The sequence below is a fragment of the Polaromonas sp. P4_H1 genome, from assembly GCF_056400945.1.
In genome coordinates this window covers 112,637-138,916 of sequence record NZ_JBFUKG010000004.1, presented here as the reverse complement: position 1 = coordinate 138,916, position 26,280 = coordinate 112,637, and the positions used below count along the sequence as shown (strand labels likewise).

Annotated in this window: 24 protein-coding genes; 7 read left to right on the top strand and 17 right to left on the bottom strand. The window is 60.0% G+C overall.

Annotated features, from left to right (window positions below; genetic code table 11):
* Positions 1-29 precede the first annotated feature (29 nt).
* The 7 genes from AC1DS5_RS07620 to AC1DS5_RS07590 form a co-directional block, all read right to left on the bottom strand.
* Positions 30-2,006 (bottom strand): integrase catalytic domain-containing protein, encoded by a 1,977-nt coding sequence (locus AC1DS5_RS07620; RefSeq protein WP_477717648.1) that lies wholly within the window; start codon positions 2,004-2,006, stop codon positions 30-32.
* Positions 1,948-2,640, bottom strand: a complete 693-nt coding sequence (locus AC1DS5_RS07615; RefSeq protein WP_477717647.1) for a Tn7 transposase TnsA N-terminal domain-containing protein — start codon at positions 2,638-2,640, stop codon at positions 1,948-1,950. Before AC1DS5_RS07615 ends, AC1DS5_RS07620 begins: the two co-directional genes overlap by 59 nt.
* Positions 2,641-2,804: 164 nt before the next feature.
* Positions 2,805-3,188: a helix-turn-helix domain-containing protein gene (locus AC1DS5_RS07610; protein WP_477717781.1), complete on the bottom strand. Its 384-nt coding sequence runs from the start codon at positions 3,186-3,188 to the stop codon at positions 2,805-2,807.
* A 387-nt stretch (positions 3,189-3,575) separates the two neighbouring features.
* Positions 3,576-4,280, bottom strand: a complete 705-nt coding sequence (locus tag AC1DS5_RS07605) for a hypothetical protein (protein WP_477717646.1) — start codon at positions 4,278-4,280, stop codon at positions 3,576-3,578.
* A 45-nt stretch (positions 4,281-4,325) separates the two neighbouring features.
* Positions 4,326-4,931 carry an HAD family hydrolase gene (locus AC1DS5_RS07600; protein WP_477717645.1) on the bottom strand — a complete coding sequence of 202 codons (606 nt, stop codon included), beginning with the start codon at positions 4,929-4,931 and terminating at the stop codon, positions 4,326-4,328.
* 53 nt (positions 4,932-4,984) lie between these two features.
* On the bottom strand, positions 4,985-6,304 hold the full coding sequence (locus AC1DS5_RS07595; RefSeq protein WP_477717644.1) for an AAA family ATPase: 1,320 nt from the start codon (positions 6,302-6,304) through the stop codon (positions 4,985-4,987).
* Positions 6,305-6,447: 143 nt separating this feature from the next.
* Positions 6,448-6,669: a hypothetical protein gene (locus tag AC1DS5_RS07590; RefSeq protein WP_477717643.1), complete on the bottom strand. Its 222-nt coding sequence runs from the start codon at positions 6,667-6,669 to the stop codon at positions 6,448-6,450.
* Between the two features lie 287 nt (positions 6,670-6,956).
* Here AC1DS5_RS07590 and AC1DS5_RS07585 point away from each other — a divergent pair, with 287 nt between their 5' ends.
* Positions 6,957-7,247 (top strand): co-chaperone GroES, encoded by a 291-nt coding sequence (locus AC1DS5_RS07585; RefSeq protein ID WP_477717642.1) that lies wholly within the window; start codon positions 6,957-6,959, stop codon positions 7,245-7,247.
* Between the two features lie 48 nt (positions 7,248-7,295).
* Positions 7,296-8,948 carry a chaperonin GroEL gene (gene groL / locus AC1DS5_RS07580; protein ID WP_011481718.1) on the top strand — a complete coding sequence of 551 codons (1,653 nt, stop codon included), beginning with the start codon at positions 7,296-7,298 and terminating at the stop codon, positions 8,946-8,948.
* A gap of 112 nt (positions 8,949-9,060) precedes the next feature.
* On the opposite strand, the gene AC1DS5_RS07575 is transcribed toward groL, so the two are convergent.
* The 4 genes from AC1DS5_RS07575 to tal form a co-directional block, all read right to left on the bottom strand.
* Positions 9,061-10,974, bottom strand: a complete 1,914-nt coding sequence (locus AC1DS5_RS07575) for an autotransporter domain-containing protein (protein WP_477717641.1) — start codon at positions 10,972-10,974, stop codon at positions 9,061-9,063.
* Positions 10,975-11,240: 266 nt separating this feature from the next.
* Positions 11,241-11,570, bottom strand: a complete 330-nt coding sequence (locus tag AC1DS5_RS07570) for a DUF805 domain-containing protein (RefSeq protein ID WP_477717640.1) — start codon at positions 11,568-11,570, stop codon at positions 11,241-11,243.
* 86 nt (positions 11,571-11,656) lie between these two features.
* The gene (gene pgi / locus AC1DS5_RS07565; protein ID WP_477717639.1) at positions 11,657-13,222 is read right to left on the bottom strand and encodes a glucose-6-phosphate isomerase; all 1,566 of its coding nucleotides are present in this window, start codon (positions 13,220-13,222) and stop codon (positions 11,657-11,659) included.
* Positions 13,223-13,229: 7 nt separating this feature from the next.
* Positions 13,230-14,177 (bottom strand): transaldolase, encoded by a 948-nt coding sequence (gene tal / locus AC1DS5_RS07560; protein ID WP_477717638.1) that lies wholly within the window; start codon positions 14,175-14,177, stop codon positions 13,230-13,232.
* Positions 14,178-14,336: 159 nt separating this feature from the next.
* Here tal and zwf point away from each other — a divergent pair, with 159 nt between their 5' ends.
* Together zwf and AC1DS5_RS07550 are read left to right on the top strand one after the other, a co-directional pair.
* Positions 14,337-15,806 carry a glucose-6-phosphate dehydrogenase gene (zwf, locus tag AC1DS5_RS07555; RefSeq protein WP_477717637.1) on the top strand — a complete coding sequence of 490 codons (1,470 nt, stop codon included), beginning with the start codon at positions 14,337-14,339 and terminating at the stop codon, positions 15,804-15,806.
* Positions 15,807-16,151: 345 nt separating this feature from the next.
* Positions 16,152-16,997: a MurR/RpiR family transcriptional regulator gene (locus AC1DS5_RS07550; RefSeq protein ID WP_477717636.1), complete on the top strand. Its 846-nt coding sequence runs from the start codon at positions 16,152-16,154 to the stop codon at positions 16,995-16,997.
* Between the two features lie 170 nt (positions 16,998-17,167).
* On the opposite strand, the gene AC1DS5_RS07545 is transcribed toward AC1DS5_RS07550, so the two are convergent.
* From AC1DS5_RS07545 to AC1DS5_RS07530, 4 genes are all read right to left on the bottom strand, one after another.
* Complete coding sequence (locus tag AC1DS5_RS07545; RefSeq protein ID WP_477717635.1) at positions 17,168-18,541, bottom strand: M20 aminoacylase family protein; 1,374 nt, start codon at positions 18,539-18,541, stop codon at positions 17,168-17,170.
* Between the two features lie 153 nt (positions 18,542-18,694).
* The gene (locus AC1DS5_RS07540) at positions 18,695-19,690 is read right to left on the bottom strand and encodes a DUF3047 domain-containing protein (protein WP_477717634.1); all 996 of its coding nucleotides are present in this window, start codon (positions 19,688-19,690) and stop codon (positions 18,695-18,697) included.
* Between the two features lie 104 nt (positions 19,691-19,794).
* Complete coding sequence (locus AC1DS5_RS07535; protein WP_477717633.1) at positions 19,795-20,940, bottom strand: porin; 1,146 nt, start codon at positions 20,938-20,940, stop codon at positions 19,795-19,797.
* Positions 20,941-21,414: 474 nt separating this feature from the next.
* Positions 21,415-21,696, bottom strand: a complete 282-nt coding sequence (locus AC1DS5_RS07530; protein WP_477717632.1) for a hypothetical protein — start codon at positions 21,694-21,696, stop codon at positions 21,415-21,417.
* Between AC1DS5_RS07530 and AC1DS5_RS07525 the strand changes: the two genes are divergently transcribed.
* Positions 21,695-22,942: a porin gene (locus AC1DS5_RS07525; RefSeq protein ID WP_477717631.1), complete on the top strand. Its 1,248-nt coding sequence runs from the start codon at positions 21,695-21,697 to the stop codon at positions 22,940-22,942. The genes AC1DS5_RS07530 and AC1DS5_RS07525 overlap by 2 nt on opposite strands.
* A gap of 214 nt (positions 22,943-23,156) precedes the next feature.
* Positions 23,157-23,786 (top strand): 2-polyprenyl-3-methyl-6-methoxy-1,4-benzoquinone monooxygenase, encoded by a 630-nt coding sequence (coq7, locus tag AC1DS5_RS07520; protein ID WP_477717630.1) that lies wholly within the window; start codon positions 23,157-23,159, stop codon positions 23,784-23,786.
* Between the two features lie 153 nt (positions 23,787-23,939).
* Here coq7 and AC1DS5_RS07515 read toward each other — a convergent pair whose 3' ends face one another.
* Positions 23,940-24,398 carry an OsmC family protein gene (locus AC1DS5_RS07515; RefSeq protein ID WP_477717629.1) on the bottom strand — a complete coding sequence of 153 codons (459 nt, stop codon included), beginning with the start codon at positions 24,396-24,398 and terminating at the stop codon, positions 23,940-23,942.
* Between the two features lie 12 nt (positions 24,399-24,410).
* Complete coding sequence (locus tag AC1DS5_RS07510; RefSeq protein WP_477717628.1) at positions 24,411-24,653, bottom strand: hypothetical protein; 243 nt, start codon at positions 24,651-24,653, stop codon at positions 24,411-24,413.
* Here AC1DS5_RS07510 and ilvA point away from each other — a divergent pair.
* A complete protein-coding gene (gene ilvA, locus AC1DS5_RS07505) occupies positions 24,652-26,274 on the top strand; it encodes a threonine ammonia-lyase, biosynthetic (protein ID WP_477717627.1) in 1,623 nt (540 codons plus the stop codon). The two genes, AC1DS5_RS07510 and ilvA, sit on opposite strands and share 2 nt — an antisense overlap.
* Positions 26,275-26,280 lie beyond the last annotated feature (6 nt).

Genomic DNA, 26,280 nt, shown 5'->3' with positions numbered 1-26,280 from the left:
AAAGGCGCCATGTTGATACTCAAGGTGACTCACCGGCGGGACATTTCAAAGGTCTCGAAATCCGGAATGTCCGCGCAGGAAATACTCAGCTCCTCACGCGCAAGAACCGTCTCTGCCGCCCTGGGCGAAGTACGAGAGGTTGTTCCCAAGACAATCTGGTCCGAAGACAGCCCACTAAACTTCGCGAGCGTGCGCGTGTCGCTGCTACGGTTCTTTTTCGCCACGCCATTCATCCAGAGCTCATGCAGCTCCTGACGAGCCCGCAAAAGCTGTTCGTAGCCACCGCCAGCCACGTGTTTTTCGCGTGCATGTTTACGAATCAGCCGGTGCTGGATCCAGGAGAGGCCTTCGGCATAGTCCGGCCGGATGTTTGGAACGGGCAGCCATTGCTTGTTGGATGGATCCTGCAGGTAGATAAAAGACATGTCGTCCGGATTCCACTTGACAAGTGTTTTGAAGCGGCTCCCCACGATCTTTTTGAGGCACATCACATCGGATGACGAGTACGTGAGTCCTTGGAGCTCCACCCCGCCTGGACCAACAGTCAAGGTTTTACTCATGGCTGCAATCAGATCCAGTTGCTCAAACGAGGTCAGGAAGGCCGGCGGGGGAAGCATGTCCAGCCCTTCCTTGAAGCATTCGAATGGCGTCAGGAGCCGGCGACTGTTCAACTCGAACGGATAGACATCGACGACAAACTTGATCAGCCCTTTGACGAAGTCAGAGAACATGATCGCAGCATCCTCTGAAGGATTGATGTTCATCACGTTGTCCATCGGCTTGCGTATCCGCCCTCTGATGAGAGAGAAATGATCCAGATTGGCGAAAAAGCGTTCAACTTTCGGCTTCAACCAAGGCGTCCGCACGCGGCAGTATTCGATGTCCATGCCCAGCTCCCAAGCCGCCAGCTGAAACTGAGGCGAGTGGAACTCCAGCCCGTTATCCAGCAAGATCGTTTCGCCAATGCCAAATGCAATCCAGGGTTGGGTCGTCCCCGCAGCGGCAGCAAGTTCATCCTTGGGCCGGATTACGTTCTTCAAAACATTCAGCACGCTGGTAAGACCGGGCCCATAGAAGGAAACATAGAGGCCAACGACATAGCCACTCAGACTGTCCACGACAATCGTTAAGGTAGGACGCCCCAGCGGTAATCCGGTTCGGTCGCAAAGAATTACCCAATTGAGCGGTGTATGGTCACACTCCAGGCTCTGCATAACGCGAGTTGCTTGAACACCCTCCACGGTGGTTCGGTATTTGGCCCTCGCATAATTCAACCCGTATCGCGCTCTGTCCACGTCGTAGGCCGGAAATTCCGCAAGTCGTCTGGCGACCGTGCTTAAACTGACCGAAGCCTCTTGAGGGGTGAGTTTTCCACTTTTGTGAAGCTTTTCTGCGGCCACGTGGATTTGGTCTAACGTGTGACGTAGCGTGTGCCGTGCCCTTGTAAGGTAAACACTCCTCAGCTTTTGAATAATCAGGTCGTCAATTAGTGGATGTGTTCTCCGGTTCCTACGCCGGCATCTATTGCGAGAGAGCAAATTCGCAGGATTCATCGATGACAGTTCAAACTTCCGCATCCAACCAAGTACCGTGGAAGTACTGGGTGGTTTTTCGTCCTTCAGATTCGCCGCAATCTCGGGAATAACTTTCCCGACCTTGGCGCGTTGCCCGCGGGACAGTTGCCGCTTTCGCATCGCCCTGACGTAAGCCATCCGTCGTTCTAGTGCCGTTCTGTCCGTGTCGGCCAGCGATGACAGGTCAGTCACTAACGCAGGCGACCGATTCGCACTGGACGGGTCTGCGGCACGCGCCTCTTCTGCCAACACCGGCAACAACTGCTTGGCAAGCACCCCCGCATAGAACCGCGAGAGCCGCATGGTTTGCACCTGGCGGGTCAACTGATCCTCGAATTGGACCTTCGTGTCGTTGTCCAGAAGACGGACAAATTCAAGCGTTCGTGCGCCACGGCGCACAACCAAACCAGCTTCCAAACTGATGAGCGGCATTTGTAATCTCCTGTTGAATGGGATAAACGAGGTCGTCTGCACTGAGCAACACTCGGCGATCGGCCGTGACGTAGCGGCGCGCGAGCAGGTGATAGAGCTGGTACTCCGATATCTGTAGGGCTTTGGTCAGCTTCCCGATTGCCACGCCGGCCGGATACCGGTCAACAAGCGCAATGGCACGATGAACCACGTCGCCAGCGATGGCATGCATGGCATACCGTCGAATCAGTGAAGCCCTCTGAGCACGGAAGTCACCGTCAATCTGCCCCTGATGCACCACAAAGAAAATCAGGTCACGCTCCGCCAGAAGCGTTGCGATAGAGTCCAATCGCTCTTTGAGTGCCTTGATCTTCTCGGACCTCTTCACTTCCACCACCACGCGCTGGCCATTGATGAAGGTCAGCAAGAAGTCGGGGGTGTAGAACTGTCTAGGCTTCTTTAGAGGAAGCTTGAACGGCTGGTGCGCAATGGTCGCCAAGCCCGGGAAAAGCATGGCTCGGTGCACAAAATGCTTTTCGAGGCGGCTTTCGTGTTCGATAGGCCGATCCTGGAACCATGGACAATTGATGAGTCCCACGGTTCGCTTGGGCGACCGCGTGACGACCTGGCGAGCGGCCTCTGTTTTTTTTGGCATGAGTTTCTCCATCAACGCGCAAATCGCGTTGTGTTCAGTTTTTGGGGTGAACGAAGCCTTGACGGAGGCTTTGGAGAAACTTACTATTCAGGTTCTTGACTTCTGAACTGTTTGTTTTTCCTAGACTCGGCCAATTGACCTCGTGAGGGGTTGATTGGTCGTTTTTACATTTCAGACTCCTCCAATATCGTTAGCAGTCTTTGGGTGGTTTTCGGCGTCAGCGTGTCGGCCTGTGCGGCCAACCGCAGCGCCACCAGACGTACGTGCTCAGGCAAGAACTTGGACGTGCGTATTTCGCAAGCGCGCTCCTGCCTTGCGGACTGTTCAAGCGCTATGGTTTCTTCTGCCCCTAGACCAAGAGCAGTCGCTATGCGCCGGACAGTCAGAGTAGGCGGTGGCCTTAAGCGGCAATTTTCTATAGATGACAGGTACGACTTCGATAGTCGAGCGACCCTGGCTACCTGAGCCTGGCTGATGGCCTCTTGCTCTCTGAAAGTGAACAAAAGTTCACCGAACCTCCGCGCTGGGAGGCCTTCCAGAGAAAGCATCGGTCGCCGCAATTCGGCGTCTTTTTGCTGGGCCATAGATATCTGAACATCTTACATTAGCTCCACTTTCTAACAGTAATGCTATAGTTTTAGCACATATTAGATATCTTTTACACAACAATAAATTCCGTTTGACTCGCCCAAATACGGTATGTGCCGCCAGCAATTCCAGCGGCTGAAACCTCTTCGTTCCACTGGGGAAACTGACCGTCCGCAACATCAATGGGATGCTCAGCTCACGCGGATTAATGACGCCAGAGATTCAACTTAACAACGATGGACCTCACCGTTACCGAGAGCTAGAGGAGCCCAGGCTCGCGCCGCCACGGATGTAGCACACCATCGATGTCGAGGAAGAGCATCAAGCCGCTCATAAATAGGAAATGCTCATCGCACGCGCGAAAGCTCCTCGGCCACCACATCGAGGAAGAGCTTGGTCCTTTCGTCGAGAGTCAGCGCGTCATATCCAGGTGGCGAGCCGCCCAGCATCATTTCAACGGGAGTCAGGCCGGCGAATATCTTTTGCGGGGCTCGCAGGAAACTCCAGAGCAAGGTCGTGGAAACATCCGCGTCGCGGTATTCCCGGATGATTTTCTTGAGCAGCGACTTGTCCAGACGTTCATCGAGTTGAAACGCGGGGTAGCGCCGGCCACCGGCTCGACCTGGCGCCCGGGCGGCAAAGAGCTCGCCCGCGACTTCTCGCTCACGAACTACCTCGGGCGTGCATTTCATTCGGTCGGCCATCTCGTGGGCTGTCAGCACACCGTATAAATGCGCAAAGCGGCCGGGGTGCGGGCTGCCGATGGCTAGTGGAGGCTGCTCGACAGCTGTCGCCATTTCTCCCTGGGGCATTTGATCGATACCCCAGGGGGCTCGCACTCTAAGCCAAGTACCCAGGGTTGCACGCAAACAGGTCTCGCATAAATCGATTTCGACTCGATTCCCATCACCAAAAATCGAGTCATAGCCGGCGTCGAAGCCGATGGACGTCATTTGGTCGAAACCGAGCTCGCTACGACGGACTTCTTTGCCACATCGATCGCACCGGATCTGATGGACTACGCTCACTGCTTCAATACCTTTGAGCTGCATCGAATACTCCTGGCGAAATGACAAACGATTGCATGCACGCCCGTTTTAATGCCTGCTTAGCCACCACTGGACGAAATCCGACAAGTCGGCATGCGTGGAATCGACAGCACTCAAGTGCTGTCCGATGTTCGGACTACCCTTGGGCCCCCGGAGAACCAGCGCCTTGTGAATGCTTCCATCCACACCCACCATGTACGGGACATAGTCATCTACAAAGGCAACTGGCTTCAACCGATCCAGAACATCGGCTTTCGGACTGCGTCCCCCCAGGGAATGTGCGGTAGCAAACACTTTCTCAATGGGGAAGTCGTGCTGGCGCAAATTCCGGAGCCGGGCATCCGCAAGGTCTTCTGCTAACGCCGTCACGCAGACCAGCTCGTAACCCTGATCGCGCAAGCGATGGCAGGCCTCGACAGCAGAGGCCAGTGGAGGAATCGTGCTCCAGAAGTCCACATCAAAGCAAGCCCGGAACTGCTCCAGCCTCTCTCCGCTAAGCCTTTCGACATCCCATCGATCTATGGCCCAGTAAGCCTGGATGTCTAGTTCCGCGGGATACCTGCCAGTCGCTCTCTCCCAGGCCTTGGCGTAGGCCAGGTTGTAGTCCAGCAGGACCCCGTCACCATCCAGCGCAATAAGAGGTCTTGGGTCCATTGCTAAAAGCTCCTTGGGCTGAACGTTCTGGGCAGTGCACAACGGACCGTCCGTTAATGCAAATACCTCACGCCACCCTCACATTCCAGGCATGAATCCCCATCAAGCGGGATCAGCTCCGCAGGCAGATCACTCACCTCGAGCCATGTACGGTCATTGAGCGCGGCTCTCCCCACCGCCTCCTCGACGACCTGGTAGATTTCCCTGGGGGTCAGGTGCGCAATCCGCAGCACCACCTCCCGTTTGGGCGGTGCAAAGCCCGGTGATGCCGTTTTCTCAATCGCGTTAGCCGCCACCGAAAACGCCAGCGTGATGGCCTGCTCGGCAGTCGGATGGTCGATGTGAAACTCCCTAAACCGCGACCGCAGCGAGGAGGGGATGGACGTCACGCGGTTCGCGGTGGCAATCCAGGTCACCAAACTGGCGTCGAAGACGAAATCCAGGGAGGCATCGCGAACCTGCGTCGATGTGCTGGGTTCTAGCAGGCTGTGTAAGGGCGCCAGGGGATCGTCCTTAGTGTCCCGCCCCACCTTGTCCAGCTCGTCGAGCAGCACCACCGGGTTGGCGCAGTCGCCCAGACACAGGAGATCGAACAGAACGCCTATGGCCGAGTTCGACCACTTTCTGTCCGAGCCTAAGAGAGTGGTATTGGAGACAGATCCATCCCAAGAGCAGCAGCGGCAGACGGTTCCCAAGGCGTCGGCCAGGTCGCGAGTGAAATGTGACTTGCCCAGCCCCGGTCCGCCGAACAGCAGGATAGGGGGTATCCGCAGGGGTTTTGCATTCGCCCGGCATCGGACGACCTGGACTTTGACGAAATCAATCACCGCTCCAAAGTGGGGATGCCGGCCCGCCAGCCTGTCGAAAGGCGCCAGGCTCGGATCGGACTGGAAGGGATTGATGATCCTGCGCAAGGGCCCCTTGGCCTTCAGTCGCTCCACGATCTCCAGGTCTCGCACCCTGATCCCCTCATCGGCCATCAGCCTGGCCCGGAGAACCACCGCCTCTGGCTCCGTTGTGGCGTAGGTCAGATGTTCGAGCTGGGGGTTGAAATCGATGCCGGGCACAAACGATTTAGGGGGAGCGTTTTTTGCCGGAACCGGCGCCGCAGTCAAGGCCGCCGCGGCCGCTGCTTTCTCTTCGCTCGCGCGATCGGCCATTTCATACCGGGAAGCCTGCCTTTCCCGGCCTTCCCTTGCTACTTTACGTTTTGCCTCATCCAGCATTCTTGCCTCGTCATTGAAATGATCCACCAGGTGCTGGGGAAGAAAAATCTCAATGCTGCAACTCTGGCTGTCAAGGCTTTCACCGCGAACGGTTCTTCGTATCTTCTCGAAGCCTGACGGCTTCTCATCCATGTCATCGTCACTCATTTCGGACTCCTGCTGATGGGGGAGGAGCCCGAGCCACTTGCCTTAACTAGTCATCCGCAAGCTCTATAGGCCCGAACCCCTCTGAGTTAAAGAGGAAGCTGGCTTTGCAGGTTTGGACAGACCGGGAATTCATGATGCTGGAACTAATTCCGCGCCGGACCATGCTGCGCAAATGAGGACGGATTGGCGTCATAGGTGAAGCGCATGCTCATGGCGAGCACCGAGCGCTTGACTGAGGAGGTCGTTGCGACTTGAGAAAAGCTGTCTTCTTGGGAGCCAAGGCAGCGATTTGGTTTTATCAGATTCAACATGGTGAAACCGTTTTTGAGGACTTCTAGAGTACTCAAAAGCTCGATGTCACGCAACTTTTTTTCGAAAAACCCTATTTAAATCAATAGGTTACAAAAAAACCTCATCCACCAAAAGTTCAGAGTTAAGTGAGAAAAGTTCAAAGTTAGCCGAGAATCGACAGTCATTTCACAGCCTTTGCGCAACCTCCCGCCTTGAAAACTGCCTTAAATGCCTCTATGATTAGCACTCGATGGTATTGAGTGCTAACAAAGCGCATTCAAGCCACCAAGTTAACAAGCACTCACTTTCGTTGAGTGCTTTTTGATTCTCAAAAACCATTGTCCTCAAACAAGGAGCTCTCATGAAACTTCGTCCTTTGCACGACCGCGTGATCGTCAAACGCGTGGAAAACGAAACCAAAACCGCCTCTGGCATCGTCATTCCTGACAGCGCCGCTGAAAAGCCTGATCAAGGCGAAGTCCTGGCCGTGGGCCCGGGCAAGAAAAACGACAAGGGCGATTTGAGCCCGATGGCCGTCAAAGTGGGCGACCGCGTGCTGTTTGGCAAATACAGCGGCCAGACTGTCAAGGTCGGCGGCGACGAGCTGCTCGTGATGAAAGAAGACGACCTGTTTGCGGTCGTTGAGAAGTAATTTCTCGGCTCTTTCAATCCCTCATCAACTGAATCTGGAGAATTAAACATGGCAGCAAAAGACGTCATTTTCGGCGGCGAAGCCCGCGCACGCATGGTCGAGGGTGTGAACATCCTGGCCAACGCCGTCAAGGTAACCCTGGGCCCCAAAGGCCGCAACGTGGTGCTCGAGCGCTCTTTCGGCGCCCCTACCGTGACCAAGGACGGTGTGTCCGTTGCTAAAGAAATCGAACTCAAGGACAAGCTGCAGAACATGGGCGCACAGATGGTCAAGGAAGTCGCTTCCAAGACGTCTGACATCGCAGGTGACGGCACCACGACCGCTACCGTTCTGGCTCAAGCCATTGTTCGCGAAGGCATGAAATATGTCGCCGCCGGCATGAACCCGATGGATCTGAAGCGCGGTATCGACAAAGCTGTGACGGCACTGGTCGAAGAGCTGAAGAAAGCATCGAAAGCCACCACCACCTCCAAGGAAATCGCCCAGGTCGGCTCGATTTCCGCCAACTCTGACGAAGCCATCGGCAAGATCATTGCCGATGCGATGGACAAAGTCGGCAAGGAAGGCGTGATCACCGTGGAAGACGGCAAATCGCTCGAAAGCGAACTCGACGTCGTTGAAGGCATGCAGTTTGACCGCGGCTACCTGTCGCCTTACTTCATCAACAACCCTGAAAAGCAGTCCGCGATTCTGGACAACCCGTTTGTTCTGCTCTACGACAAGAAAATCAGCAACATCCGTGACTTGCTGCCTACCCTGGAACAAGTCGCCAAGGCTGGCCGTCCGCTGCTGATCATCGCTGAAGAAGTTGAGGGCGAAGCCCTGGCTACGCTGGTGGTCAACACCCTGCGCGGCATCCTGAAAGTGGTCGCTGTCAAGGCGCCAGGCTTCGGCGACCGCCGCAAAGCCATGCTGGAAGACATCGCCTGCCTGACCGGCGGCAAAGTGATCGCTGAAGAAGTTGGCATGTCGCTCGAAAAAGTGACACTGGCCGACCTCGGCACGGCCAAGCGCATCGAAGTGGGCAAGGAAAACACCATCATCATCGACGGTGCCGGTGAAGCCAAGGACATCGAAGCCCGCGTCAAGCAGGTTCGCGTTCAGATCGAAGAAGCGACCAGCGACTACGACCGTGAAAAACTGCAAGAGCGCGTGGCCAAGCTGGCCGGCGGTGTTGCCGTGATCAAGGTTGGCGCTGCCACCGAAGTCGAAATGAAAGAAAAGAAAGCCCGCGTCGAAGACGCCCTGCACGCTACCCGCGCTGCCGTGGAAGAAGGCATTGTGGCTGGTGGCGGTGTGGCGCTGCTGCGCGCCAAGCAGGCTGCTGGTGCCATTAAGGGCGACAACGCTGACCAGGAAGCCGGCATCAAGCTGGTGCTGCGCGCCATCGAAGCGCCTCTGCGCGAGATTGTGTACAACGCAGGCGGCGAAGCCTCTGTGGTGGTGAACGCTGTGTTGGCCGGCAAGGGCAACTACGGCTTCAATGCAGCCAACGACACCTACGGCGACATGATCGAAATGGGTATTCTGGACCCCACGAAAGTGACCCGTACGGCCCTGCAGAACGCTGCTTCCGTCGCATCGCTGATGCTGACGACCGAAGCCATGGTGGCCGAGGCTCCGAAAGATGAGTCTGGCGCCGGCGGCGGCATGCCAGGCGGCATGGGTGGAATGGGCGGCATGGGCGACATGGGCATGTAATGTCCAGCTGAGCCGGCTCACCCCGGTTCAGACGCCAACAGGCCAAAAGGCCGCGGTGCTTTCGCCCCGCGGCCTTTTTTATGCGTCCGTGCGCAGAACTTCGGAGGTCTGGCTAAAAAGGTATCTGCAGGGCTGCGCCCACCGACCAGCCGCGGATGTCGCTTTGCGACAAAGTGGTGCTGTACAGCAAGTTCCATTGCATGCCACCGCCCAGCAAGCCCTTGACACCCAGCGTCGCCAGTGCAAACTGGCCGTCCGGCCTGTCGCCATCGACGGTGATGGTGTTGCTCGCATAGCTGCCCATCGTCACGCGCAGGGGGTCATGGTTCAGGTCTTTTTCCAGGCTGACACGGGCGAACGGCTTGATGCGCCCCATGTCGTAAGTGCCATTGAACCCCAGCGACACACGCCGGGATTTGTAGGTGGTGTCGCCAAAACTGAAGGCCAGCGGACCGGGCGCTTCGGTGTAAGCCTTCACCTTCACGCTTTCCTCGGTCAGCGACAGCGTAGGGCCGCCAGAAAAGCGGCCCGACTTCACGATGTAGCCGCCGCCCACGCGCATTGACGCATAGTTGCCGGTCGTTTGTCCCGTCGAGGAAACCAGCAACTGCGTCGACCCCAGCCGGACATCGCGGTGAACGTTGTCAAAGTCAATATCGCCATAAGCCAGTGCCGCATTCAGGTACCACTCGGGCGACAAGGCCACGGTGGCGTAGGCCCCCATGGTGGTGAGCCGGGTTTTGAAGCCGCCGGTGTTTTCCGAGAATGACAAATCGCCATCCGCATGCGACAGCACCAGCCCGGCCAGTGCATTGGGCGCCAGCGTGATGTCGCCGCCGACCAGCGCCACGGTGGTTTTGGCTTCATTGCCCATCCGCACGCCCAGCGTCGAAGCCCCGAAGCGGCCGCTCTCCAGCGCGGTGTACATCTCAAGATGGCCCTTTGGGCGAAGCACGATTTTGCTGTCGTCGGACTGGCCGACCAACAGCGCACCCGATGTCAGGCGCCCTTCCAGCGTCTGCGCATGTTGCCGGATGGCGACCAGCGGCGCCACCGCCAGCGTGCTGTTCTGGCCCGCGGCACGCATGCTTGCCAGCGTCACCTGGGCAAAAATCTTGTGCGTTGCCGAGGTCGGATGCACCCCATCGGCGAACACATAGGTATCGGCCTCCGGGGGATTGACGCACAGGAGCGATGAGCTGCCGGGCGGCAGGCAGGCCGGCTGGGTCGCAGCATTCAGCGCGGTAAAACCGTAGGCAGCAGGCCGCGCGCGCAGATCGTTGAGCACCCTGTTGGTGTCAAACACCAGCACATTGCGCCCGACGGTGGCCTGTAGCAGTTGCTGGTTGAAGGTGTCAGACATCGCCGTCAGCAAGCCGGCGCCCGCAGGCCCTTGCGAAAGTCCGAATGGCGTGACGCCCAGATCCGGCAGCGTGTTGACGAGGATCAGTTTGGCCCCTGCCGCCTGCAGGCGCATGATCTGGGCGTTCAGGTCACCGGCCGAGGTGCCGACATTGACCAGCGCCGAGGGCACCGGCAAGCCCAAGCCCACCGCGCCGTATTGGGTAAATATGTCGTTGGCTCCGGCCCAGACCGTGACAAAGGCCTTGCCGTCAATGCGGCCGCCGGTGTCGGCCAGCAGACGGTCAACCTGGCTGCTGACCGGGTCGGCCGTGAACCAGACGCCGGCTCCGACCCCCACGCCAGGACTCAGCAAAACCCGCGAGCCACCCTGTGCGTAGTTGGTTCCGCCGTTGGGAGTCCGCGTGGGTGCGCCACCCTGGTTGACGATCGCCGCCTCGCTGGAAAGTCCCAGCGACTGGCCCAGGTACTGCGTCCAGACCAGCCCCGGGTTGGTGGTGAAGCGGCCGGAACCGGGCACAAACAATTGCGTGGTCGGCGCATACGTGCCGGCGTCGCTCAAGCTGTCGCCAATAGAGTAGAGATTGCTGATGAGCTGGGCCTGGGCCGAAAAGGCCAGAAGGCAGGCTGCGGCGGTCAGGCTGTAACGGATTGGTTTTTGCATGAAATATTAGAAAGAATAATTAAGCATCAGGCCAAAAAGAATCGCCAAAAAAAGGTCGCCAAAAGGATTGGATTGAATCGCGATCCAGTCGCATTGGCTACTAGGGCTAACCTCATCACCGCGGCATAGGCATACAGGGGCGGCAGGAATATAAGCACGCCCCATGCCGGCCGATGCCCGCAAGCCGCTGATCCCCCAAGGCAGGCCAGGTCCGAAGGGCCGCAGCGCTTACACGCCGCAACCCTTTTTTCATGAATGTTGAATCTTCAGGCCGAGGCCGCGTCGTAAACACCGGCGTCGTCAGACGCAGGCTGCACCCACCAGTAAATCAGCAGGAAATAACCGATGCCGGTGAGCATGATCAGCTGCCACCACCCACTTTTGCCAATATCGTGCAAGCGGCGCGTGCCCACAGCCAGTGCCGGCAGCAGCAAGCCCAGCACCATCAGCCCGTTGAGCAACTCGCTCGCCATCGAGGCGGCAACCGACACCAGAACCTGGAACAGAAAGAACCACCAGAATTCAGGGCGCGATGCGCGACCTGAAAATTGCGCGTACTTGGAAAGGCAGGTGGAAATGGCTTGACCGAAATTCATGGCGCGTGTCCTCCTCACAGGATTGATACCGGGGTAAGTTCCCCGCGCCATGATATGCGCAAGACTGAGGCCCTCGCTACCGCGACCTAACGCAGACGCTGCAACAGCCCGGCCGTAGAGCCGTCAAGCCCCGATACATCCCCGCTGTGCAAACGCGGCTCGATGTTTTTGGCCAACACCTTGCCGAGCTCAACACCCCACTGGTCAAAACTGTTGATGCCCCAGATGGCACCGCTCACAAACACGCGGTGCTCCTGCAGGGCAATCAATGCGCCAAGGCTGGCGGGCGTGAGTTGGTCCAGCAGCAGGAAGGTGCTGGGCCGGTTGCCGGGAAAATGCCTGTGACCACCCTCGTCGTTTTTGCCCTGCATCAGCGCCTGCGCCTGTGCCAGCACATTGGCCAGCAATTGTTCATGGTGCCCGGGCAGGCCATGCACCGCCTTTTTGACTGCCACGAACTCCACCGGCACCACGGAAGTGCCCTGGTGCAGCATCTGGAAATAGGCATGCTGGCCGTTGGTGCCGGGCTCGCCCCACAGCACCGGCGCCGTCGCAAACGGCAGGGGCTGGCCATCCACATCCACGCGCTTGCCGTTGCTCTCCATTTCCAGCTGCTGCAAGTACGCCGGCAGGCGCCGCAAGGCGCTGCTGTAGGGTGCGATGCTGCGGCTGCCGAAGCCGTGGAAATTGCGGTACCAGACATCGAGCAGGCCGAGGCGCACCGGCAGGTTGTGCGCCAGCGCTGCCGTGCGAAAGTGCTCGTCCATCGCGTGGGCGCCGGCCAGCAACTCGCGAAAGCCGGCTGCGCCAATCGCCATGGCAATCGGCAGACCGATGGCCGACCACAGCGAGTAGCGGCCACCCACCCAGTCCCAAAAACCGAAGGTGGTGCGTATGCCAAACGCATTGGCCGCCACGACGTTGGTCGTCAGTGCGGCGAAATGCCGGTTGATGTCGCGGCCGCCGCCCGCCTCAAACCAGCGCTTTGCGGAATGCGCATTGCTCATGGTTTCGGTGGTGGTGAAGGTCTTGGACGCAATCAGGAACAGCGTGCTGTGCGGCTTGCATTGCGCCAGCACGCCGGCCAGTTCCTGGCCATCGACGTTGGAGACGAAGTGAAAGCGCTTGCCCGTGGTGGCAAATTCGCCCAGTGCCAACACCGCCATTTGTGGCCCCAGGTCCGAGCCGCCGATGCCGATGTTGACGACGTCAGTTATCACGTCGTCGGTGCGCAGCTGTTCCGCATAGGCCAGCATGGCGTCCAGCGTAGTGTGGACCTGGCCCAGCTCCTGAGCCATGTCGTTTATAGCCGAGGGCGCCTGTTGTTGGCCGGGAGGGGCCGGTTGTCGCAACAGGAAATGCATCACCGCGCGTTGTTCGGTGCTGTTGATCCTGTCGCCGGCAAACATGGCGTCACGGTGCTGCTCCAGCTGGCATTGAACTGCCAAATCCAGCAACAGCGCGTGGCTGGTGGCATCCAGAAGATTTTTGGAGAGGTCGGCAAAAACGTAGGGCGCTTCCTGGCTGAAGCGGGCAAACCGCTCCGCATCGCTGGCAAACGCCTGACGCAGATCGAAGGTTTTTCCACCGGCTTCAAAGCAGGCCTGCAGCGCAGCCCAGGCCGGGGTTTGGTCACAACGCAAACGGGTCATGATCATCTCACGCAGCGATCAAAAGCTGTTCGAGCTTCACCGCATCGGCGGCAAACGCGCGTATGCCTTCGGCCAGCTTCTCGGTGGCCATGGCGTCTTCGTTGAGCGCATAGCGGAAACCGGTTTCGTCGTAATTCACCGCTGGCAGGTCCAGCGACCTGGCCGCCCCGGCGTCGAGCGAGCGGGCCAGCGGCGTATCGGACGCGGCCAGCTGGGCCAGCAGTTCGGGACTGATGGTCAGCAGGTCGCAGCCCGCGAGCGCGGTGATCTGGCCCGCATTGCGGAAACTCGCGCCCATGACCTCGGTGGCAATGCCGAAGTGCTTGTAATGGTTGTAGATCTGGCGCACCGATTTCACGCCGGGGTCGTTGGCGCCTGCATTGGCGGTCTCGTCCCAGGCGGCGCCGGCCGACTTTTTGTACCAGTCGTAAATGCGGCCCACAAAGGGCGAAATCAGCTGCACCTTGGCCTGGCCGCAGGCCACCGCCTGGCAGAACGAAAACAGCAGCGTCAGGTTGGTATGGATGCCGCGCCGCTCCAGCCTTTCAGCCGCCTGGATGCCCTCCCAGGTGGCGGCCACCTTGATCAACACGCGATCAATGTGAATGCCCTCGGCCTGGTACAGCTCGACGATGCGCTCGCCGCGCGTATAGCTGGCATTGGCATCAAAGCTCAGGCGGGCATCGACTTCGGTGGACACACGTCCCGGGATGATGGAGAGGATTTCACAGCCAAAGCGCACCAGCAGCCGGTCCATGACTTCATCGAGCGGCCGGCCCTTGAACCGGGCCACCGTCTCCTTGAGCAGGGGCTGGTAGTCGGCTTTTTGCACCGCCTTGAGGATCAACGAGGGATTCGTGGTGGCGTCCTGCGGCTTGAACTGGCCCAGTTGCCTGAAGTCACCGGTATCGGCGACCACGGTGGTGAATTGTTTGAGGGATTCGAGCTGATTCATGGCCAAAAGTGTAGGTGACAGGGGTAAAAAGCGATGTAAGAAGACTGCCTGTTTGAGTTACCATTATGCCGAATAAATGTGAAACTAAATTACAAGAACGACGTGGGCGACTTTCGCTAGCCTCCCGCACTTCCGACTAATCTCCTTATCAAGGTTTTCATGAGTTTTGACCTCATCCTGTTTGGCGGCACCGGCGATCTGGTGTGGCGGAAAATCATGCCCGCGCTGTTTCAGGCCTTTCGCCACGGCTCGCTACCCACGGGGGCGCGCATTGTGGGCGTGGCACGCGACGATCTGTCCGACGACCAATACCGCGCCCTGATCAAGGCCCGTTTCGACCACGTCGAGCTGGCCAAGCGGCCCAGCGAGGAGGAGTTTTCGCGCTTTGCGGCGCTGCTCGGCTACCTGCGCATGGACTTGTCCAACCCGGCCGACTATGCGCAACTTGCGGCCCGACTGCAGCAGCGGCCGGCCGAGGTGGTGGTGATGTATGTGGCAACCGCCCCCAGCCTCTTCACGACGGTGTGCGAGCAGATTGCCGCCGCAGGCCTGAATGGGCCGCAGACACGCGTGGTGCTTGAAAAGCCGCTGGGTCATGACCTCGCCTCCAACCGCGCCATCAACAAGACGGTGCGCAGCGTGCTGCAGGAAGATCAAATCTTCCGCATTGACCATTACCTGGGCAAACCATCGGTGCAAAACCTGTTTGCACTGCGCTTTGGCAACTCGCTGTTTGAGCCGCTGTGGCGCCGCGAGACGATTGCCAACATCCAGATCACGATTGCCGAAGACCTGGGGGTTGAAAAACGCGGCGCGTTCTACGACAGCACCGGGGCGCTGCGCGACATGGTGCAAAACCATGCGCTGCAATTGTTGTGCGCCATTGGCATGGAGCCGCCCATCAACTCGCACGCCGATGCGATCCGCGATGAAAAGCTCAAGGTGCTGCGATCGCTCAAGGCCTGGACGCCGGAAACCCTGAGCCAGCACGTCGTGCGCGGCCAGTACGCCGCGGGCAACATCGACGGCGAGGCCGTGCCCGCCTACCGCGACGAAAAGGGGGTGCCCCTCGACAGCACCACCGAGACCTTTGTGGCGCTGCGTACCGAGATTGCCAATTGGCGCTGGGCGGGCGTGCCGTTTTACATCCGTACCGGCAAGCGGCTGGCGGGTCGGGATGCGCACATCGAGGTGAACTTCCGGCCGGCGCCACACGCCATTTTCAAGTCCCCCCTGGTGGAGTCGAATGTCGGCAACCGCCTGGTGATCAACCTGCAGCCCAAGGACGGCCTGGAACTGCATCTGCTGGCCCAGGGCTCGCACCAGCGCCATGACCGCGGCACCCCCTCGTTGGTGCCGGTGCAGCTCGACCTGGACTTCGACAAGCGATTCGGCGCGGAGCGCGTGGGCGCCTACGAGCGGCTGCTGCTCGACGTGATCGCCGGACGGCTCAACCTCTTTGTGCGCAGCGATGAGCAGGAGGAAGCCTGGCGCTGGGTCGAACCCATTCTGGACAGCTGGAACAGCCAACCAGCCGGACCCCGCCCCTACGCGGCAGGCACATGGGGACCCAGCGCGGCGAGCGCCATGATTGCCCGGGACGGGTACTGCTGGAGCGAGGAATGTTAGCCCCCACGCTCCCCACTGCGTGTGGTTCGCGAGGCCCTGCAGGCCGCGGCTCGCGAGACGCTTCGCCTCTGTCGCCCGTCCAAGCCTGCGCAGGCAGGCTTGGAGCCGCGCGCTCCAGCCCCGAGGGGGCCACTGCGCCTGCGGCCCGGCAAAGCCGGTTCCGCGGCTCGGACTGGTGTTTTGAGGGCCAGCGACTTGCAACGTGCAGAGCGCCACACGCAGCAAGCCTTCGTAGGGATGCATACGGCAAGCCGGGGCCGCGGGACTGGCTTTGCCAGACCGCAGGCGCAGCGGCCCCCCCGGGGGGCAGGGAGTTACACGAAGTGAACGACCGTGGGGGCCAAGATGCTTGACCGAATCAAAGCCTCCCTGCCCTCGCTGGCGCCTGCGGAACAGCGGGTCGGCCGGCTGGTGCTGACTGATCCGCGGGCGTTTGCCAACCTGCCCATCACCGAACTGGCCAACCGCTCCCACGTCAGCAAACCGACGGTGGTGCGCTTTTGCCGCAGCATGGGTTACGACGGCCTGTCGGATTTCAAGCTCAAGCTGGCGGGCAGCGTGAGTGAGGGCGTACCGTTCATTCACCGCAGCGTGGATGCCGATGACAAGACCAGCGATGTGCTCGTGAAGGTCATCGACAACACCGTGGCCGCGTTCCTGAAGTACCGCAACGATGCGAGTTCGGTGGCCATTGAGAAAGCCACCGAGGCGCTGCTGGCCACTTACAACACCGGCAAGCGCATCGAGTTTTTCGGGGTGGGCAATTCCGGCATCGTGGCGCAGGATGCGCAGCACAAGTTCTTCAGGCTGGGCATCACCAGCATCGCCTACAGCGACGGCCACATGCAGGTCATGAGCGCCTCGCTGCTGGGCCCCGGCGACTGCGTGGTGGTGATTTCCAACTCGGGCCGCACCCGCGACCTGATGGATGCCTGCGACATTGCCCGCAAGAACGGCGCGACCACGATTGTCATCACCGTGACCGGTTCGCCGCTGGCGGCCGCAGGCAACATTCACCTGGCGGCCGACCACCCCGAAGGCTACGACCGCTACAGCCCCATGGTGTCCCGCCTGATGCACCTGATGATCATCGACATCCTGGCCACCTGCGTGGCGCTGCGCATAGGGGCCAAGCTGCAGCCGCTGCTCAAGGAAATGAAAAACAACCTGCGCAACAAGCGCTACGCCTGAGGCCGGCCCCTCGCATTGCTTACGTCCTCTCCCTCTGGGAGAGGGTTGGGGTGAGGGCCGCTGCCTGGGAAAAGGGCCGGATTTTTTCAACCGCCGCAAGCCCTCACCCCTGCCCTCTCCCAAGGGGAGAGGGAGTCATGCCGTCTGCACTCTCCCGGAGGGAGAGGAGGTCATACCGCCTGAGGCTTGAGCGGCAGCGAGCGCTCCACAATCCCCGCAAAAAGGGCCGAGCCCAGCGGCAGCACGCTGTCGTTGAAGTCGTAGCAGCTGTTGTGCAAGAAGCGGCTGCCCACGCCGCCAATGCTGGCGCCCTTGCCATCCGGAATCTGCTCGCCCTGCCCCAGGCGCAGGTAGGCGCCCGGCTTGACCTTGAGCATGAAAGAGAAATCTTCCGAACCCATGCTGGGCTCCAGGTCACGCACCACGTTTTCCGGGCCGACGAGCTGGTCGGCCACGGCGGTCGCCAGCGTGTACTCGGCCGGTGAATTGATGGTGGCCGGGTAAATGCGTTCGTAGGTCACGGTGGCGATGGCGCCAAAGCCCTGCGCCACCGAAGCGCACAAATCCTGGAGGCGCCGCTCCACCAGGTTCTGCACATCGGGCCTGAACGTGCGCACGGTACCCACCAGCGTCGCGCTGCCGGCCACCACGCTCATGGCCCCGGGGTCACCCGCGTGCATGGCACAGAGGCTGATCACTGCGCTGTCCATGGCCTTCACGTTGCGCGAGACGATGCTCTGCACCGCCGTGATGATGTGAGCGGCCACCAGCACCGGATCGACCGTGAGGTAGGCATGCGCGCCATGGCCGCCTTTGCCGGTGATCTCGATGGTGACGCGGTCGGCCGCGGCCATCATCGGACCGGGGTTGATGCCAATGGTGCCGGGCTGCATCGCGGGCCAGTTGTGCATGGCGTAAATCGATTGCACCGGGAAGCGCTCGAACAGTCCGGCATTGATCATGGCCTCTGCCCCGCCACGCCCCTCCTCCGCCGGCTGGAAAATAAGCACCGCATCACCGGCAAAGTGGCGTGTTTCGGCCAGGTAGCGGGCGGCCCCCACCAGCATGGTGGTGTGGCCATCGTGGCCACAGCCATGCATCAGCCCGGTTTTGGAGGACTTCCAGCCAAACTCGTTGTGCTCCGTCATGGGCAGCGCATCCATGTCGGCGCGCAAAGCCACCATGGGCCGGGCGCCGGACGTGAAAGGCGTGCCGGTCTGCTGGCCCTTGATGACGGCGACCACACCCGTTTTGGCAATGCCGGTGTGTACTTCATCCACACCGCATAACTTGAGCGCATGCGCCACGCGGCTCGAGGTATAGACCTCTTCAAAGCCCAGTTCGGGGTGGGCGTGCAGGTCCCGACGAAAGGCCGTCAGCTCAGGATGGAATTGCGAGATTTGTGCAAAGGCCCGGCCGCTGGCGCGCAGCTGGCGCGGGCGGTCGGCGTGCACTGAAGTAACGGCGGAAACAGTAGCGTCAGATGCAGTAGCGTCAGATGCGATGGCAAGGGAGGCTGCATCAATAGTGGCCGGAGCGCGCATGGGGATGGATCCTCGGTTCAGCAAATACCAATACTAGCGGTGAGCCATGAAGACCGTGTTGAGCTTATGTAAATCGCAGTTGCGGTCATGGGGTTTACAACGGTTGGGAGGGTGTTACAGCTACGCGGCTACACAACTATTGCTGGCAGCCCCTCAGGGCTTGAGCGCGCTATCGGCAGTTCCGCTCGAGGCGAAATCGGCCACCGCGGATTGCACAGGCTTGGCGAGCAAGGTAACCGGGCCATACCATGCCCGGGTCTCTTGCCGGGTGTTGTCGGTGTCCGTCATGATGGCGATGCCCACCAGTGCACCGGGTGCCTCGCCAAACGCTTTTTCATAATCGGCGTGAATATCGCGCTCGTAGTCGAGCCAGCGGCCGAGCCGCTCCGGCCCCGATTCAAGCACCAGCTTGCGGATGCGGTCTGTGCGCGAATTGACAATCACGGTCCCGGTCGGGCGGTGGTTTGCCCAGACATACATCAGGGTCGCATAGGGCATCGGCTCGCCGGTCAATGCCAGCGCCAGTTCCGACAACATGGCGTCTTTGGCGGAAAGCTTCGAACGGTCACCCTCAAAGGCCAGCACCAGCCGCACCGGCGAGTCGCCACTCTCACGCTGGGTCAGGTCCGCCCCGGTAATCAGCGCCGTCGCCTTCCAGGAAAAGCCAAGCCGGCCGAGCTCGCCTGGTTCAACACGCAGGCTCTGCCGCAACATGCTGGCTGCACTGCTCGAGTCGCTCTGGACGGCGTGACGGCCATCGATGCGCAGGGCGCGATAGTGTGTGGGCTTTTTACCCGGAAAAGTACAGTGCTGCCACATGACGGGACTGCTTGAAGGCGCCCCATTGGCGCGCAAGGTAGACACCCACTCCACATCCTGATCAGCCGCACGTTCAACGGGCGCCACCCCTGCGCAGGCCGTCAGCAGGCACAGCGAAAGCACGGCGCCCAGGCGCGGCAGCAGACCGGGTGAACAAAAATCAGGCAATAACATAAGGGTGCAGACTGGTTGCCGACTGGTTGGAAGATTAGAGAAGGGTTGAGAGGGGCGCTGGGTGATCTCAACAAGGCTCAACAGGTGCCTGGGGAACAGGACGTCCTCGCAAGGTTGAAAAATCACCCGCAACCATGACAAAACGTCTTCGGCCACATTGCGTTTACCTTATTTACCCTCATCCATAAAAAAAGCCGCCTCGGGTTTCCCCGAAACGGCTTTTAGGTTTTCATCAAAAGCTGGCTCAAGCCAGCCTCAGATTAGAACGTGTGGCGAAGGCCAGCGGCGTAGGTCGTGGTGCGACCGATGTTGCTGGTTGGGTAAACCACTTTGATAGCGTCAGCCAGATCGCCGTAAGCCTTGGTGCTCAGGGCGCCTGCGTACAGGGTCGTGCGCTTGCTCAAAGAGTACAGAGCCTGGACACCGAAGCCGGTGCTCTTGCCCAGATCGTCACCCTTGGAACGGGCAACACCAGCGCTCAGGGTCGTAGCGCCCAAAGGCACTGCAACGCTCAAGCTAACTTCTTTCTGTGCTTCCAGATCGCCAGTCACGCCCAGGACCGTGAGGTCTTTGTACTTGGCACGGTTGAAACCAACGCCAACTTTAGCCACGCCGAAGTTGTAAGCAACGTTCAACAGGGTGTTTTCCAGAGCAGGCTTGGCCGTAGCGGTACGGCTCGTGGCTTCAGACTGGTAACCACCGGAGATCAGCAGAGGGCCGTTGGCGAACTTCAGGTTAGCCGAAACGGTTTTGCTGGCGCCAGTCGTGTTGGTCTTGTCTTCGCCCAGGCTGTACATCAGGCCGCCGCTGAAGCCGCCAAAGCTGGGGCTGGCGTATTTCACGCTGTTGTTGAAACGGCTGTTGTAGCCGATCCAGGTCGTGTTGCGACCAACGAAAGAAGCCAGTGCAGTAGCGCCAGCGGTGGTCGGTGCCACCAGGCCCAGAACAGCTGCTTCGGCAGTAGCTGCGCTGTTGCCGTTGTTGGTGTTGGACGGATCAAAAATCGTTGCGCCCATCATGGCGTGGTCAGCAGCCACGTCGTCGTAGGAGCTGGTGTTGCGACCCAGGGTCACGGTACCGAAGCCGCCGGTCAGACCGACAACAGCTTTACGGCCAAACAGGGCGCCCTGTGCGGAAGCACCGGTGTCGATGTTGAAACCGCTCTCGATGTTACCAATGACAGCCATGCCGCCGCCGATGTCTTCGCTAACGCGCAGGCCCCAACGGTTGCCGTTCAGGCCGCCGCCGTCAATTTTGGTCTGTTTCAGGCTCTGAACAGAAGCGGTAGCGCCCGTGCCAACAGCAACGTTGGTTTTGTAGCTGCCGAAGTTGGCGTCGAGCAGACCGTAGAGGGTCACGGTCGACTGAGCTTGTGCTGCACCAGCCATTGCGCCGAGTGCGGCCAAAGCGATAAGGGTCTTTTTCATTTGAGAGTTTCTCCAAGGTTAAACATAGGGCTCCGGTACGGGGTCCAATCAGCTTGCGCTTTTCGGCTCCACCAGAGACCCGGGCCAACCCCCTTTCGGGAAGTTGGGTCTATTGCACCAGACCCCGCCCTGTTTCGCAAAAGAATCGGCCCAAAAACTCGCCATTCGTTGCATGCCCACAACAACTTTCCTCTGCCCCGTGGAACTGAAACAACACAGCACCGCGTGTAGTGCAAAAGTTCCTACTGCTGATGCCGGTTTAAATCTGGGCTGAAAGCCTTGGCAAAAGCCCTGTTTGAATCAAGGGCGCCAATCGGACAGCGGTATCCGCGCAAGGGCTGTGGCACGCCTGCCACGCCACCGGGAAACTAGAGGTAAAAGCCTAACCGATTCTGCGGCCCCAAAAAACAAACGTGGCCGGTGCGGGTACGCACGGCCAAAAGACCCACCGCTTCAGAGGAGAACAAAGGAGAAAACCCGGGAAAGCAGCCAAACGCCATGTCTCTTTTTTGACATCCCGGAGCCCCGCCAGGCAAAGGGTTTTCCCCTGTCGCCGAAGCGATAAGCCGGGGAATGCCACTCTTTACGGTTCTCCGCATCGCCCTTAATCTCGCCTTCGTCGAAACAGCCCGGGCAATCGACGGCGATTGCAAATATTGACCTCTTATTTTTCTTTCGTTTTTTGCTTTTGTTTTGTTTTTGTTTTTTGTTAATTAGAACTTTTGGAGACTCCATGAAAAAACTGACCCTGGTCGCCACTGCAGTGATGGGACTGTTGTCCACCACGGCCGCGATAGCCCAAAGCACCGTGACCATCTACGGCCTTCTTGACGGCGGTTACAACCACGTATCGGGTCTCCGGCAGGGCAGCGTCAACACGATTGCCAGCGGCATCATGGAAGGTTCGCGCTTTGGCCTTCGCGGCACGGAAGATATCGGCGGCGGCTACAAAGCCATTTTTACCCTTGAAAACCGCTTTGAACTGGATACCGGATCGGTCACCAACCGGCCCAATTCCGGCGCCCAGTTGCCTGATCGACTGAGCAACGCCGCGCTGATGGGCCTGCCTGGCGCCTTCCAGCCGGTCCTGAACTCCGTTGGCGCCAGCATTGGCTCGACGATCGGTGTGAACATCGCCGGCAACCTGTTCGACCGCCAGGCCTTTGCCGGCCTGATCACGCCAGTGGGTGCATTCACCTTTGGCCGCCAGTACACGCCAGCCTATTTGACCAGCGCAGCGTTCGATGCAACGCAGACCCAGTCGAGCCTGGCACTGGGCCAGATCGCCACCTTTCCGCCCAGCGTCGATATTCGCCTGAGCAATACCGTCCAATACGCCATTCAGATGAGCGGTGTGACCGCCACGCTGATGTATGGCGCAGGCGAAGTCGCCGGCGACAATTCCAAGGGCCGTTTCTTCGGCGGCATGGCGATGTACAAGGGCAGCGGCTTCTCGATGGGCGTTGCTCACAACACGCGCAACAACGAACTGGGTCAAAAATCCCTGACTGACACCGTCCTGGGCGCCACGGTCGATGTGGGACCCGGCACCGTGTATGGCCAGTATGCCAAGGTCAAGGACGACAACCCATCGGGCCTGTCAACTATCGCCGCGACGGTGGCCCCGTCGGTTGGCGCAGCGAACGCCGCCCTGATCCAGAATGCCTACATCAATGGCTTCAAGCAGGACGCCAACCTCATACACATCGGCTACCGCGTCACCAGTGGTGTTCACACGGTCGTGGTGGCTTACAACCGGCTGGATGACAAGCGCCCAAACAATGCGGACACCACCTCCTACGGCGCGACCTATACCTATGCGCTGTCCAAGCGCACCAACCTCAATGCGGTGCTGACCCGCTTCAACAACAAGGGCCTGGGTCAGGCGGCTCCTGGCGGAAACGGCTTCCTCGGCGGCGTGACGTCTACCGCGGGCACCGACTCCACCAACATCGCCTTCGGTATCCGTCACACGTTCTGATCACGTCCCCGGAAAACCGCAAAAACACCGCAGGAACGCCGCAAGGGCTCACCCACGGCGGGCCTCACGGTCAAATGCCATAAAAGCCCCCTTTCTTGGGGGCTTTTTCTTTTTGCTTCCCGGCGGCCGGGGCCCCTACCCGCACACCGCTTGTCCCCGCCCGTCACACCGCGCTAACATGCTGGAATACACCGTCCAGATGAGAGAAAAGGCCATGACACCCGCACTCGATACCGCGCTGAATGCTGCAGATGGCGCGCTGCGCACCCTCTTTGCCAAACCCCAGGCCAGCCGTACCTGCCCCACCGTGGCGGGCCAGCGCACAGAACTGAGCACGCAGGAAAAGACATTGTCGGGCGCACTGATGCGGGTCAACCATGTGGGCGAAGTCTGCGCGCAGGCGCTTTACGCGGCGCAGGCCCTCACCACGCGGGACCCGGCACTGCGCCGGCACTTCCTGGCGGCCAGCCGCGAAGAAGGCGATCACCTGGCCTGGACGCGTGAACGGCTGGACGAGCTCGGCGCGCGGCCTTCGCTGCTCAACCCCTTGTGGTACGCCGGAGCCTTTGGCCTCGGGCTGCTGGCAGGTCGCCTGGGTGACCGGGTCAGCCTGGGGTTTGTCGTGGAGACCGAGCGGCAGGTGGAAGCCCACCTGGCCAGCCACCTGGAACGCCTGCCCGAAGGCGACCACGACTCCCGGGCCATTGTGGCGCAAATGAAAGATGATGAAGCCCGCCATGCGCAGGATGCGCAAAACGCCGGCGCCATGCCCATGCCGGCACCCGTCAAGGCGCTGATGCAGGCCTCGGCCAGGCTCATGACCACCACGGCCCATTACCTCTGAAGCCGGGTTCGCTCCAGTCGTCTTTTTGCTACTGATTTAGCAGCATGACATGCTTGGAGAGCATGGGCCACAGCCTGAAAACAGGCTGTGCTCCTTGGGCAGCCTCCGCGCTACGCGCTGCGGTGCCATTCGCCTTGGGAGCGCCCCGTCGGCTCACACCTCCTGCAACTCAAAACTGGTGGTGATGTCGGCCGTCTTTCCCAGCATGATGGTGGCCGAGCAGTATTTGTCGTGACTCATGGCGATGGCGCGCTCGACCGCGCTGGCGACAAGGCCGCGCCCGGTCACGACAAAATGCATGTGGATTTTGGTGAACACCTTGGGGTCCGTCGGCGCCCGTTCGGAACTGAGCTTGACCGAGCAGCCCCGCACATCGTGGCGGCCGCGCTTGAGTATCAATACCACGTCATAGGCCGTGCAACCGCCGGTGCCGGCCAGCACGGTCTCCATGGGCCGGGGTGCCAGGTTGGCACCGCCGTTTTCCGGCTTGTCCGCATCGGGCGCTCCATCCATCACCAGGGTATGGCCGCTGCCGGTTTCGGCCAGAAACGTCATGCCCGAACGTGACCCGGTCGTTGCGCTGGGGCCTGTCCAGCTCACTGTGCATTCCATAAACATCATTCCTTATGCAAAAGATTTATAACCAAAACGCTGGAAATGTCGAATTTTTGCCACATATATTGTGCAGCGCAGCATTGCTCCGGCTATACTGAAATCATCGCAGCAATACAAAAACAAACCATAGCGGTTTTGTATTTTTGCACTGGTTGTCTCCTCCACTCCTCTAAGGGTGGATTTATAGGCCCAGACCGCAAGGTCTGGGTCTTTTTTCTTGCCCACTATGATGTTGGACTGCGAGAAAAACATGCCAACCCACACTCCCCCTGCTGCCCCCCCCTCCCCTCAAGCGGCCAAAACCGCACGCAAAGTGTCTGCGCAAGGCCTCAAGCCCGCCGATTACCTGAAAAAAATCCTTACCGCGCGGGTCTATGACGTCGCGCTGGAAACGGCCCTGGAGCCAGCGAAAAACCTGGGCCGGCGGCTGAACAATACCGTGCTGCTCAAGCGCGAAGACCAGCAGCCCGTCTTCAGCTTCAAGCTGCGCGGCGCCTACAACAAGATGGCGCACCTCAGCAGCGCCCAGCTCAAAAAGGGCGTGATTTGCGCCTCGGCCGGCAACCATGCCCAAGGCGTCGCCCTGAGCGCGCAAAAACTCGGCACCCGCGCCGTCGTAGTGATGCCGACGACCACGCCACAGGTCAAGATCGATGCGGTCAAAGGCTGGGGTGCAGAAGTGGTGCTGCACGGCGACAGCTACTCGGATGCCTATGCCCATGCCGTGTTGCTGGAAAAAAAACGCGGCCTGACCTTTGTGCACCCATTTGACGATCCGGACGTGATTGCCGGCCAGGGCACGATTGCGATGGAAATCCTGATGCAGCTGCAAAGCCTGGGCTCCAGCCGGCTCGATGCGGTGTTTGTGGCCATAGGCGGCGGCGGCCTGATTTCCGGCGTTGCGAACTACATCAAGGCGGTGCGACCCGAGATCAAGGTCATCGGCGTGCAGATGAACGACTCCGACGCGATGATGCAGTCAGTGAGCGCGAAAAAGCGCGTGACCCTGCACGACGTGGGCCTGTTTTCAGACGGCACGGCCGTCAAGCTGGTGGGCGAGGAAACCTTTCGCATCAGCCGCGAGCTGGTCGACGAATTCATCAGCGTGGACACCGACGCGGTGTGCGCCGCCATCAAGGACGTGTTTGTGGACACGCGCAGCATCGTGGAGCCTGCGGGCGCGCTGGCCGTGGCCGCCATCAAGCAGTACGTGGCCACGCACAAGACCAAGGGCGAAACCTACGCCGCCATTTTGTGCGGCGCCAACATGAACTTCGACCGCCTGCGCTTTGTGGCCGAGCGGGCCGAAGTGGGCGAGGAGCGCGAGGCGCTGTTTGCCGTGACGATTCCCGAAGAGCGCGGCAGCTTCCGGCACTTTTGCGAGCTGATCGGCGAGTTGCCCGGCGGCCCGCGCAGCGTGACCGAATTCAACTACCGCATCAGCGACGACGAGAAAGCCCATGTCTTTGTGGGGCTGACCACCTCGGCCAAGGGCGAGAGCAGCAAGATCGCAGCCAACTTCTCCCGCCACGGCTTCAAGGCGCTCGACCTCACGCATGACGAGCTCGCCAAGGAGCATATCCGCCACATGGTGGGCGGGCACAGCGCGCTGTCCAAAGACGAACGCTTGCTGCGCTTCATCTTTCCCGAGCGGCCCGGCGCGCTGATGAAATTTTTGTCCAGCATGCAGCCGGGCTGGAACATCAGCCTCTTTCACTACCGCAACCAGGGCGCCGACTATGGCCGCATCCTGGTGGGCCTGCAGGTGCCCAAGAGCGACAACAAGGCCTTCAAGGCCTTCCTGGACACCCTGGGCTACCCCCACGTGGAAGAAACCGACAACCCCGTCTACCGGCTGTTTCTACAGAGCTGAGCGGAC